Origin of the sequence: Dysgonomonas hofstadii, assembly GCF_014196915.1 — a bacterium.
GTDB lineage: Bacteria > Bacteroidota > Bacteroidia > Bacteroidales > Dysgonomonadaceae > Dysgonomonas > Dysgonomonas hofstadii.
Map to the genome: position 1 here is coordinate 15,805 of NZ_JACIEP010000006.1, position 12,983 is coordinate 28,787.

Genomic DNA, 12,983 nt, shown 5'->3' on the forward strand with positions numbered 1-12,983 from the left:
TTTTGTGAAAAGTCTATTATAAGAACATCAATATCTGTACAGAAAACAATAAAAATTCCACAATATGAGAAGGCAAATTTTAATTGGTTTAATATTTTTACTTAGCATGACTATGTTCGCGCAAACAAACAACAATAAATACGAGAACGAGTGGAAGCAGGTCGGGGAATTCGACACTCAAAGCCTTCCTCAATCGGCGATGAAACAGGTAGATGAAATCCTGCAAAAAGCCATTGCTGATAAAAATAACCCGCAAGTGATCAAAGCCCTGATATATAAGAATAAATACAAGAAAAATATAGACAGGAATGATAATATTGGCCTTTTTTCGGACTTGCAGGGTTTATTATCCCGGACAAATGACATCGCCGAAAAAGCCTTGCTGCATTCTATGCTGGCAGAGCTGTATGCCGATTATTACCAGAATAACCAATGGCAAATACAACAACGCACTGCCTTGACAGACGTTGTACCCGAAGATATCAAAGAATGGCCGGCAAACATTTTTATGGATAAAATGGTAGAGAATCTCGACCAGTCGGTAAAAGATGTGGAAACTCTAAAAACCTACAATACAAAACAATACGATGACATTATAGCTATAGGTACTGACGGACAAAAATATTACCCTACCCTCTATGACTTTCTTGCCCTGCGAACAATCGGTGTCGCTCAAATGGCAGGAAACATAGGCTATTACAATTTCGACCTGTCTGCGACAGGTATAGACACAAAAGAATTCTTCACTCCGGCTGCAGATTATATAAAACTGAATATAAAGCCTGATATTGACAAGCAATTGTGTGTGTTGCGATATTACCAGATATATTCGGCCGATCTGTTGAAAAGAAATCTTATTCCGACTGTTATACTCACCGACATCGATCGTATCGAGTATCTGGGACAGAAGTCCCGTTCTTTTTCACAGGAAAATATATCTGAAGCTTATGAAACGCTGTATAAAAATTATGAAAACAACGAAGCTTCTATCGAGATAATCGTAAAACTTGTAGATTCTTATGGCTATAGCCCTTTAGAGATGCAATTTGTAGGAACTGATGCAATTAAATATTCTGCAAGTAAAAAAATATACGACTGGCTAAATAAAGGAATACAAAAATATCCTGATTATCTTACGACAAATGTTCTCCGGAATAAACTGGCCGACATCACAAACCCCAGGCTGAATATAAAAGTGAAACCTGTAATTCATAGTCAGCAAGCAGTAAAGCTGGATATCGAGCACAAAAATATCCAGGCACTTGAAAAACCTCCGGTATTTAAACTTTATAAAATAGAAAAAGACGAATATAAAGAGCAAAAAGATTATCCTTTAAAATTAGTTTCCGATGCCCCTTACGATTTCGATACGCTCTCAATTGATTTAGGAAAACTTCCTGTCGGTAGATATTGTTTCAGCGACCAATCTACCGATGAATTAGACATTGATGACTTCGGAAAAAACAACAAGGTCAACAAGGTTGACTTTGTTGTATCGAATCTGATAACATTTTCACGGAACAGTAAAAAAGATGAATTCGAAATCTTTGTAGTAGACCGTATTTCTGGTAAGCCGGTAAAAGACGCAACTGTAAAAATATATGACCGTGACAACTATAATTATAACATACCCGATCCTGACGATCTGTTAACGACATTAAAAACCAATGAGCTCGGACTGGCTTTATACAAACACGAGAGAAAGAATGACAAGAATAGCTATTATACAGTATCTTACACTGTCGAATTGGGAGCTGACAATAGCTTAAATACTGCGCGACTGGACGGCAATAGCTACAGGTGGGAAAAGCCTGACAGAGATTCCGATGAAGAATCCATCAGTATTTTCACCGACAGGAGTATCTATCGTCCGGGACAAACGGTTTATTTCAAGGCGATAGTACTGGATGCAAACTCGAAACCTAAAGTAAAGAAAGAATATACAGTCGAGTTGTATAACGCAAACAATGACCACATCGAAGAAGTGGAGTTGACAACAAACGAATTCGGTTCTTTAGCAGGCAATTTTATTCTACCTAAAACCGGACTACTGGGGCAGTACTCTATCGAGATAGATGATGCCTCCATCTATTTCAGCGTGGAAGAATATAAGCGTCCTACATTCGAAATCACATTCGACAAAATAGACAAGACCTATACATTCGGCGAAGAAGTGAAACTGAAAGGATATGCAAAAAACTTCTCAGGTATTAGCTTGCAGGATGCCGACGTGCAGTATTCCATCTCACGCGAACAGTACAATTTCTGGTGGGGCGGTGGCAACCAGTCGCAATTTGCCGATGGTAGTGTAAAGACAAACGCCGACGGATCATTCGAAATAATATTTACTCCCGAGGCCGGAGACAACAATCAGCCGTTGATACGTCCTTTGACTGACAAGCAGATATACAGGTTTAATGTCACAGCGACTGTTACCGATATGAATGGCGAAACCCAGTCCAACAACTTTAACCTCGTAGTCGGCAATGTATCTATGGTGATCAATATTGATATGCCTGAAAAAATAGAAAAATCGGAAAAGGATGATAAAATAAAGATCGAAGCCCGCAACTTGCAAGGAGATACGATCGCAACTTCGGGAAAATATGAGATACACAATACTGATGGTTCTATTACTGTTCCTCCCCAGACAGGGACATTCAACACAGGAGAGCAAGCCCGGCTTATGACAAGGATCAAAGGTTTGACATCAGGTAAATATCGCCTACAAATAAAAGCGCTGGATAGCAAAAATAACGAAATAGAAGAAAATAAGGAATTTGTTGTCTTCTCTTATACCGATAAAAAACCACCTATAGAAACCGAGAAATGGGTTGCACAAAAGAATGTTATATTCGATGGAAATAAGCCGGTGGAAGTTGTATTCGGAACTTCGAAAAAAGACGCTTATGTCCTCTATCAGTTATCGAATGACAAGCAGGTATTTGAACGCCGCATAGTCAAACTAAGTAATGCCAACCAGTTGTTCAAAGTACCATATAAAGCTGAATATGGCGATATGCTGAATATGACATTCACTTATGTGAAAGACGAACAACTATACAGCGAAAACGTATCGCTATTCAAAAAGAAGAAAGAAATTGCGGATACCAATCTGAAAATAAAACTGGAATCATTCCGGGATAAACTTCGTCCCGGACAGGAAGAAACATGGACTATCAGCGTGAAGGACAGTAAGGATAATCCGGCATCTGCCGAAATTCTGGCTTCGATGTACGATATATCGCTGGATAAGCTTCGTCCGTATTTATCATGGCAATTGAACCGTCCATACATATATACCGATTATCTATATGCTGTCCAATATACTTTGCCATGGCAGGGAATGAGTTATCCGGTAAATTTCAATCTGGATTATAATACAAAATATGAGAAAGTACTGGCCCGGACAAGTGATGTTATCAACTGGTTCGGATATATAAACAATTACTACCGGAATAACATTCTGGGCGGAAAGATAAATCCATCGAAATACGACACTTATATTGAGGAAGAGGGCAATTTGGATGAAGTGGTAGTCGTGGGATATGGAACCCAAAGGAAAGCGATGATGACAGGAGCTGTAAGTCAGGTTGTAGTAAGAGGCGCTGCTTCACCTGCGCTGGAAGGAAAAGTCGCAGGACTTGCTATTGCCGCGGATGCCGTTGCGCCAAACGAACTTGCTGAATCCGAAACGATAAATGGTGGAAGTTTAGAAAAACAAGAAGAATCCACTCCTCAAATCCGTCAGAACTTCAACGAAACAGCCTTCTTCTATCCTCAGCTGCGTACAAATGAAAAAGGGGAGACACTGATCTCATTCACTGTACCGGAAAGCAATACCACATGGCGATTCAGAGCATGGGCTCACGATAAAGATGCCAAAGTAGGTGCTTTGGAGCAAATGGTAGTTACCCGCAAAGAGTTGATGGTGACACCAAATATGCCCCGCTTTGTACGTCAGGGTGATAAAACCGGCATTTCGACCAAAATCTCAAACTTATCGGACAATGCCATTGCTGGTAATGTACGTATCGAATTCTTCGATCCGGTAACAGATAAAAGCATCGACCTGAACATTGCCAGTCAAAAACAAGCGTTCTCCATTGCGAAAGACGCATCAACATCAGCAAGCTGGACATTTGACATTCCATCAGGAATAGATCTGATCGGATGCCGTATTGTCGCCGAAAGCGAGACATTCAGCGACGGAGAACAACATGTACTTGCCGTTTTGCCAAACCGCATGCTGGTAACTGAAAGTATGCCGATAGACATAACAGATAAGGGCACACACACATTCACTTTTGATAAATTATATAATAACAAATCAACCTCATCCGACAATTATAAGCTAACGCTTGAATATGCATCCAACCCTGCATGGTATGCTGTACAGGCATTGCCAACGATGAGTAATCCGGCGAACGAAAACGCTGTTAACTGGTTTGCCAGCTATTATGTAAATGAATTGGGTTCGTCTATCGTCCGTCAATACCCTAAAGTATCGGCGATGATACAGGCATGGGCTAAGCAAGGCGGAGATAAGCAAACTTTGGTTTCGAAACTTCAGAAAGATGAAGAACTGAAAGCTGTTTTGCTCGAAGAAACCCCTTGGGTACTGGAAGCGAAAAACGAGACTGACCAGATGAATCGCCTGTCACTGTTATTCGATCTGAATAATACCCGTCAGCTGACATCTGCCGCTACGCAGAAACTGTCCGATTTGATGACAAGCGAAGGCGGATGGTCGTGGTACAAAGGATTTTATCCAAGCCGAAGCATTACCCAGTATATTCTGTACGGATATGCCAGCCTGCAACAAGTGGGACAAGTACAATACCCGGAAGAAATAAAGAAGATGCAAATGAATGCATTGAAATATATCGATGCCCAGATACTGAAAGATTTTAATAACCTGAAAAAGAATAATAAGGATTGGGAAAAATCGACTTATGTATCGACCAACCAGATCGAATATGCATACGTACGCTCGTTCTACCGCGATATACCGATCGATCAGGAAACCCGTGCTGCCGAACGCTTCTATACCGATGTCGCAAGCAAAAACTGGACAAAACTGGGATTATATGAACGCTCTATCTTATCGGTTGTGCTTAATAGGAATGGAGATAAAACTTTGGCTGACAAGATCGTTAAATCGATAAAAGAACATTCGGTCAACGATAAGAAACTAGGTATGTACTGGCCAAATAATACCAGCAATGTATTTATGTCGTTGTCTGCAATCAGCACACACACATTCCTCATGGATGCTTTACAGGAAAACGGAGCTACCGAAAAGGAAATGAACGCTATGAAACGCTGGTTACTAATGCAAAAACAAACCCAGATATGGAAATCAACCCATGCTACGATCGATGCGATCAGTGCATTGTTAAGTACAGGTTCCGACTGGTTTGCGGGAGAAACCACACCTACGGAAATAACCGTCGGAAACAAGAAAGTAGAACCTGAAAGCAAAGAACAGGGAACAGGTTATTTCAAAAAAGCATGGGATAAAGCTGAGATAACCAGCGATATGGCTAAAGTTACTGTAACCACGCCAAGTACCGATCCTGCTTACGGAGCACTCTACTGGCAGTATTTCGAAGACCTCGACAAGATCACCTCTCAGAAAGGGGAGCTGAATGTAGAAAAACAGCTATTTAAGGAAAATGTATCTTCGGCAGGCACAGGATTAATATTGGTTACAGAAAATAATCCGTTAGCCGTAGGCGATAAAGTAGTCATACGCCTGACTGTACGTGTCGACAGGGATATGGAATTCGTCCAGTTGAAAGACATGCGCGCTCCATGTTTCGAACCTATACAAACCACATCAGGCACAAGATGGGCTGACAGGTTGCTATACTACCAGATGCCAAAAGATGCGTCTACTAATTTCTATTTCGACCATCTGCCAAAAGGAACCTACGTACTGGAATATCCGGTATATGTAAACCGTTCGGGTGAATATTCAAACGGCATAACAACAATCCAATGCTTGTATGCACCGCAGTATGTATCGCATACACAGGGGATAAAAGTAACTGTAAAAGATAAAGAATGAAAAAATCGATCTGGTTCATATTATCTGTATTATTAATTACAACAACCTCTTTTATCATGTGTAGCAACACAAATGGCAGCAATAATACTAATGATAAAAAGACAGATAAAAAACTAGCCGAAAAGCAGGCCGCTTTTGCCCGCCTGAAGGCAAAAGCGGATACGGCAATGGTTTACTGTAAACAAAAAGGACTGAACACAGACTATTGCATTCTTATCGATTTTAGTATACATTCCGGCAAAAATCGTTTTTTTGTCTGGGATTTTAAGAACGATACGATAAAACACCGGAGTCTGGTTTGTCATGGATACGGACAAAAAAGCACACAGAAAACCCCTGTTTTTTCCAATACAGAAGGCAGTTATTGTTCATCACTGGGCAAATACAAAATGGGCATCCGTTCTTACAGCAGTTGGGGCATTAATGTACATTACAAGATGCACGGATTGGAAAGAACCAACAACAACGCCTTTAAACGGATTATAGTGCTGCATTCGCACAATCCGATGCCCGACGAAGAAATATATCCGCGCCATTTGCCACTGGGCTGGAGTCAGGGTTGCCCCGTCATTGATAATAAATCGATGAAAGATATTGACAACTTACTGAAAGAACAAAAAAAACCACTATTGATGTGGATATATATGAGTATAAGGCATATGTGAGTATACCTGACGAATACTAATGTGAAATAATATAAAAAACAAACAGGTAGTCATTTTTTATTGTTACCTTTGTAGCTTACATATCACATTATTACAAAACTAAATTTATTTAGTAAATTATTAGATTAAGGGAAAAATATGAAAAAGATTGGATTTATACTATTTGTATTACTTTTCTCGTTAGGCGTTGCTACAGCACAGAACGGGAAGAAATCACCGAACGCAGTCTTTGAAAAATCCGTACATGAATTTGGAAAAATTGCAGAAAGTGCAGGAACTGTGTCATGTGAATTTAAATTTAAAAACACCGGAGATGCACCTCTTATTATACAAAGGGTACGTACTACGTGCGGATGCACAACTCCTGATTATACAAAAGAGCCTATACTACCGGGCAAGGATGGTAAAATAACCGTTACCTATTCCACAACCGGCAGACCAGGTACGTTCAATAAAGAAATAACTATCTTTACAAATGTACCGGATTCTATTTACAAGGTTTATATCAAAGGAGAAGTTATACGTAAATAAGTAGCAGAAAGAACTAAAATAAAAAGGATATATCTTTTCCGGATATATCCTTTTTTTATAATACTATGAATCCATGAAATCTCCCTATATCCTGTTATTTATCATAACATTCTGGGCTTTCTCTCTCCTGAATGCACAGGAAAATACTACATATCCCGAAAATGTAAACAAGCTGCTCAATGCATACCCCGAATGGATAACCGGATACGACGGGGCAAATCTATTAATGAAAGACGGAAGTAGAATCCCTTATAAAGAAACCCGGCCGAAACCTCATCCGGAACTAATGAACAGTGAAGATATAGGTGATATTTTCACCTATACCTACCTCAAAGGAGAAGTAAAAGAAATACCTGAAAATTACGACCCGGGACGTATACGAAGCGAGAAACTCCTGAAAAAAATGTACGGAGAAACTTTCGCCGAAGTGCAAAAAAATCTGGTCTCTATAACATGGTGTCCTAAACTTGTCAATCAAAAATTAAGAGTAACCTCTGTCAATGGAATAGATAAACAATTACAAAAAGTATCGGATGAACTGGACAAACATCCCGAACTAAAAGATTATTTAAAAAACGCAGGTACATTCAACTGGAGAAAAGTGAGAGGTACCAACCGGCTTAGCTCACATAGCTTTGGTACTGCAATCGACCTGAATGTCAAATATTCAAATTACTGGCAATGGGACTGTCGTTGTACAACAGAAGAGGCTGACCTGAAATATAGAAACCGTATACCTCAACTGATAGTCGATGTATTTGAAAAACATGGATTTATATGGGGAGGAAAGTGGTATCACTACGATACCATGCACTTCGAGTACAGACCCGAATTATTATTCTGAAATTTAACGGAAAGCGCATTTCATAATTAAGTAAAATAATCCTGATGCTTGTTTTTTAAATATTAATCACTATTTTTGTCTCTTGAAGACGTTTATTGTACCCGAGCACACGAGACAATGATAAAATTAACTAAGCAAAACACAGTCCTAAACCGTATTTTAACCTCTGAATATTTGGAGGTTACAGCTATTTTATTAGAGAGAGAGAGAGAGAGAGAGAGAGAGAGAGAGAGAGAGAGAGATTAACCGATTAGCATATCTTTTTTTAACAGAAATATTTTTATGCGCATATATTTATAAACATGCGCATATATATCTGTGTGCACGAAATCTAAAGAATATTTTCTATATATCAAAATTCCATAAAATTTACTGTGTTAAATTTTATGATAGACTTTCATTATTCTGCATGGAACGGTCTATATTAAAAACCACAAAAAAAATTAATGTAATAAGACCGCCGGAGATAGATTCGTCTTTTCTGTGTATCCTGTTATCTAATATTGCTTTATTGTCTTTAATATTTGTCCTACTGTTTGTGAAAATAGTCTGCAAAAAGGATTTTACTCATAAGACGTTTTCTGGCGGTTCTATTACATTAAAAAATTATACTTACGGAATTAAAAAAGAAGACAAATTACATATAAAACAAGAAAGCTTCCCATACGATGAGGAAGCGGACCTATCAAAATTTAGACATTACATTTATGAAGACAAACAAACGAACAAAACATTTATTACTTGTACTACTTTTCTGTTTTGTGCACATAGTACATGTAGATGCACAGGTAACAATCGGCTCAGGACAAGCTCCTGATGATAATGCCATATTAGATCTCAAAAATGCAGAAAGCGGACCTTCTACAAAAGGATTACTATTACCTCGTGTTGAACTGGAATCGACCACTTCATTTAAACCTCTGGCAAATCATGTAGCGGGCATGCTTGTGTATAACACTGCAACAGTAGGAGATGTTACTCCGGGGCAATATTACAATGACGGTGGCAAATGGGTTAGAATTGCTACGGGTAATTCAGCTTCTGATTTTTTCTATATGCCTTCCATTGTTTTGCCGACAGACATTACTGATCCGGCACATACTGCTGGTACTTTTACGATTGATCTGCATCAAAAATATTCGACACAGTTTGCAACAACGATAAAAAGTTCAACGGCGACTCTTACTGTATTAGCCAAAGACAAACTGGATTATTTCGTTACTTATTATGACAATACGGTTTTTCAGGATGTTCAGATAAGTGCTGCCGGAGTTCTGACTTATAAGTTACAAGCCGGTTTTACTATAACTGAAAATACCTTTATGAATATTGTTTTTAAACCCAAATAACATATTCATCAAAAACGGATAAATCATGAAAATATTTTTTTTAACAATATTTAGCGTATGCTCTTTTTGTGTATATGCTCAAATGCCCTACATGAGTCCTAGCGACGGTGCATACCTGTTCCGGAAAGCAAGCCTGTCTGTTTTGAACCAGAAAACAAAGCAGGTAATAGATACCCGCACAGTGGAAGATGCCGCACAGATAGATATAAATGATTTCCATTTCAGGGGAGTACCCCTTCAAGTTCGGTTGCATCTGGAAAAACTGACTCAATGTATTATGGCCGATAATAAGGTGTATACCGTGGAAAATACATTTATGCTGGTTCGTCCATCCATTGACGAAAGCGATATCCTCTACAAAAGCACAGGGGGTAATGAGGAGGACGAAACAGACCCGGGAAACCTGCGTCCGTATTCGTTGAAGGTGGAGGGTAAGGTACTGACCCTTAATTTTATCTATTCATACGGGCAGTCCGATTTCAACTTTCCGTTGGAAGGGCAACTAACCGTAACCTTTACTAAACAATAATTGGGATTACGATGAAAAAATACATATATATAATTTTCGGATTTTTGCTGTTATCCTTTCCCTTTGGCAAGGTGATGGGGCAAAATTGCGATTATACACTCGAGGTTTCTACTGCGCCATCCACTTGCCAGTCGAACGGAACGGTGACGGTAACCATAAAAGGCGAGATGAGCACCTTAAAAGACATAGACTATTCGCTGGAATCGGCTGGCTTCAATCAGTTGGCACAGAGTAGCAATGTATTCAACGGAGTGCCTTCCGGTACGTATACTGTCACTGTACGCGCATTTTGTGTCGATGGTGGTGCAGAGGTGGTAAAGATAGAAAAAAATGTGACGGTAGGCGGAAACTATCAGGTGCCGGTGTTAAGGTTAAGTACATCCGATTCACGTAAATCGTATGCAGAGTGTAATTCGGGTAAAATAGCCCTCGAGGTTGTCGGCGGTTCCGGCACTTTCACTTTCACTATCCTGTCGGCTCCGACAGGATCACCTACCGGGCTAGTTACCGCTACACGCAAAGGCACTACGAATATATACGACCTTACAGGTGAAAATTATCCTGCGGGAAGCTATCAGGTAGAGGTGGACGACGGTTGTTACACAGGTTCCCTGACATTTACCTTAGGTACGGTTACCGGGTTGCCTGACATTCCGGGCACTACGAATGAGGCATGGTATTTTGGGTATCCTACCGATGGTAATTGCAGTATTTTACCATATAGCCCATATGCTCCAAGTAGCTCTCTGACGGACTATTATCGTTATTATAGTGATGGATTGTATGAGTTAGCCGTTGCACCCGAAGGGGTTACACCTTCCGCCGGAGATTGGTTCACTTGGAAATCAAGTGAGTCAACCAACATAAACATATCCCCATATACCCTTGCTGATTTTTATGAGTCGCCCGTAGGTACTAAAAATTTATCTATATATATGCGTCTTAAGGGGTGTGCTACGGTTAATAAGTTTGAGAATATTAGATTCTCCAGCCGCATGTCCAGCAATCGAGACCAAGAGTGTGATGGGGCTAAATTCACATTGGATCTTGCATATAATTATTCAAATACCACAAAGACGCTGGTTTGTTTTCCACTGTCGGTCACAGTAACCAAAAGGATCGGTAGCACTATTGTATATACTCAAACGGGTATAAACGACATAACTGCTGCACGCAACGTTGTGTTTACATTGCCATATGATGCAAGTACTTATGATATAGAAGTAAGAGATGGCAGCAATAAAGTAATATCCAACAGTTTCTCTATATCAACTCCCACGGAAATTTCAGTAAGTAACCGAACCCTAATTGAATCACTGTATTGCGATTACTATACTTTTGGCTCTTATCCCAACTATATTGCTTGTTACCCCATTGAAGTAACTGCTATACACCCCACAACAGGTGCTACGCAAACAGGAACTATAGACGGACCAAATAAAGCAATCTCTCCGCGTTTAATACTTGATTATAACACAACATATAATCTGGAGTACAAGTTTACAAATGCGAACCCCGTACAGATCGTGAAAGCCACTGAGAGGAAAACTTCACCTATTTCCACTAGCTATACTTTTGGTATATCGCCTACTACATATTCTAATACCACTAGTTATTACTGTACCGAAAACGGAGGATTTCTAACGCTCAAACCCGATAAATATTATCCGGTTGGAACCACCATTACCATTACTGGTCCTCCGGGATATACAACACAAACGGTTACCACCACTTCTTCGAGTTCATCAGCAAGAGAAATGCCTTTTACTGTTTTACCTCCCGGTCACTATACGGCAACTATAGACCAAGGTTGTGGTACCCCTATTGTAGTGGAAGCCGACTTCAATGGGATGTATGCGGTGAAGAATGATATCTTTACCTATACCAAAACAGAGGATGACTGTGCCGGTCTGAAGATAACCCCTGTCGGCACCCTTACATATCAGGGAATGGATGCCGATACTTACTACCGTATTACAAAAGGTCCGGACGGAGTGAATTACGATAAGACTGTAAAGATACCCGGCGAGAGCTTCTTCATTACGGCTTCGGGTACTTATACACTGGGAATTATGACTCGTAATTTGCAGACTGGTTGTACCCTCAGAACGATAGATATAGAATGCGACGTACAGCAGTTCCAGCTAGACCCCAAAGAAACCAGTGCGTATGTTTGTGTGGGTGGCTATCAGGGTATAATACTGGCTAAGGCAATAGGCGGTTTCGGCTCAAATACCTACAGCTACGAATTGTGGGATGCCAACAATACAGCAAAAATAAACGAGGCTACACCAACTATACTCCCGGACGGCCGTGTACGCTTTGACTACGGAGCCGGAGGTGATACCTATACAGTGCGCTTTGAAGACGATTGTGGAAACAAATTTTCGCAAATTGTTACATTAGCCGATCTTAAAACCGCCCGTATCGTTTCAGGTACTACCGAAGTTTGCTCAGGTGATCCCATACAGCTCAACTGCCTTACTTTAGGGAATACCAAATATGAATGGACAGGGCCTAACGGCTTTACTTCAGACGAACAGAATCCCAATATACCCATTGCAGATGCAAGTATGAGTGGAGTATATAAGGTATCTGTAGAGCCGGAATTCTGCGGTGTTCCTGTAGAACAAGAGATAACCGTTAATGTTTATGGAGACCTTATACCGGCTGTTGCCAGCAACGTAAATGTATGTTCCAGATCAAGTGGTGTAAGTTTGGAGAGTATAACTACAGGAGGAAAAATCAGTAGCTATACCTATCAGTGGCAAACAAGTACCGACGGTATATCCGGTTGGACAGACATAGCAGGAGCCACACAGGCTACATATACACCACCAACCACACAGCAAGGAACTTTCTATTTCCGAAAAGTGACTACGGATGTGTGTAGTACGGTTCCCAGCGGCGTTATAACTATAAATGTAGCGCCATGCTATATTCCTGTAAACCCTGATATCCAGATAAAAACAGAACGATAGGATATTGAGAA

At 40.1% G+C, this 12,983-nt stretch carries 7 protein-coding genes; all 7 read left to right on the plus strand.

Annotated features, from left to right (window positions below):
* The first annotated feature begins 64 nt into the window (after nt 1-64).
* The 7 genes from GGR21_RS09185 to GGR21_RS09215 all read left to right on the plus strand — a co-directional run bounded on the left by GGR21_RS09185 (nt 65) and on the right by GGR21_RS09215 (nt 12,972).
* Nucleotides 65-6,073, plus strand: coding sequence for an alpha-2-macroglobulin family protein (locus GGR21_RS09185; RefSeq protein WP_183306920.1), 6,009 nt, complete (start codon nt 65-67; stop codon nt 6,071-6,073).
* Nucleotides 6,070-6,738, plus strand: coding sequence for a murein L,D-transpeptidase catalytic domain-containing protein (locus GGR21_RS09190; RefSeq protein WP_183306921.1), 669 nt, complete (start codon nt 6,070-6,072; stop codon nt 6,736-6,738). Before GGR21_RS09185 ends, GGR21_RS09190 begins: the two co-directional genes overlap by 4 nt.
* Before the next feature lie 138 nt (nt 6,739-6,876).
* Nucleotides 6,877-7,269 carry a DUF1573 domain-containing protein gene (locus GGR21_RS09195; protein WP_183306922.1) on the plus strand — a complete coding sequence of 131 codons (393 nt, stop codon included), beginning with the start codon at nt 6,877-6,879 and terminating at the stop codon, nt 7,267-7,269.
* Between the two features lie 73 nt (nt 7,270-7,342).
* Nucleotides 7,343-8,113, plus strand: a complete 771-nt coding sequence (locus GGR21_RS09200) for a M15 family metallopeptidase (protein WP_183306923.1) — start codon at nt 7,343-7,345, stop codon at nt 8,111-8,113.
* A 707-nt stretch (nt 8,114-8,820) separates the two neighbouring features.
* Nucleotides 8,821-9,462 (plus strand): hypothetical protein, encoded by a 642-nt coding sequence (locus GGR21_RS09205; protein ID WP_183306924.1) that lies wholly within the window; start codon nt 8,821-8,823, stop codon nt 9,460-9,462.
* A 25-nt stretch (nt 9,463-9,487) separates the two neighbouring features.
* A complete protein-coding gene (locus tag GGR21_RS09210; protein ID WP_183306925.1) occupies nt 9,488-9,991 on the plus strand; it encodes a hypothetical protein in 504 nt (167 codons plus the stop codon).
* A gap of 11 nt (nt 9,992-10,002) precedes the next feature.
* The gene (locus tag GGR21_RS09215; protein WP_183306926.1) at nt 10,003-12,972 is read left to right on the plus strand and encodes a hypothetical protein; all 2,970 of its coding nucleotides are present in this window, start codon (nt 10,003-10,005) and stop codon (nt 12,970-12,972) included.
* Nucleotides 12,973-12,983 lie beyond the last annotated feature (11 nt).

Coding starts and splice junctions, on each gene's coding strand:
- GGR21_RS09195 (WP_183306922.1), top strand. CDS start 6,877: ATGAAAAAGATTGGATTTATACTATTTGTATTACTTTTCTCGTTAGGC.
- GGR21_RS09200 (WP_183306923.1), top strand. CDS start 7,343: ATGAAATCTCCCTATATCCTGTTATTTATCATAACATTCTGGGCTTTC.
- GGR21_RS09190 (WP_183306921.1), top strand. CDS start 6,070: ATGAAAAAATCGATCTGGTTCATATTATCTGTATTATTAATTACAACA.
- GGR21_RS09205 (WP_183306924.1), top strand. CDS start 8,821: ATGAAGACAAACAAACGAACAAAACATTTATTACTTGTACTACTTTTC.
- GGR21_RS09210 (WP_183306925.1), top strand. CDS start 9,488: ATGAAAATATTTTTTTTAACAATATTTAGCGTATGCTCTTTTTGTGTA.
- GGR21_RS09185 (WP_183306920.1), top strand. CDS start 65: ATGAGAAGGCAAATTTTAATTGGTTTAATATTTTTACTTAGCATGACT.
- GGR21_RS09215 (WP_183306926.1), top strand. CDS start 10,003: ATGAAAAAATACATATATATAATTTTCGGATTTTTGCTGTTATCCTTT.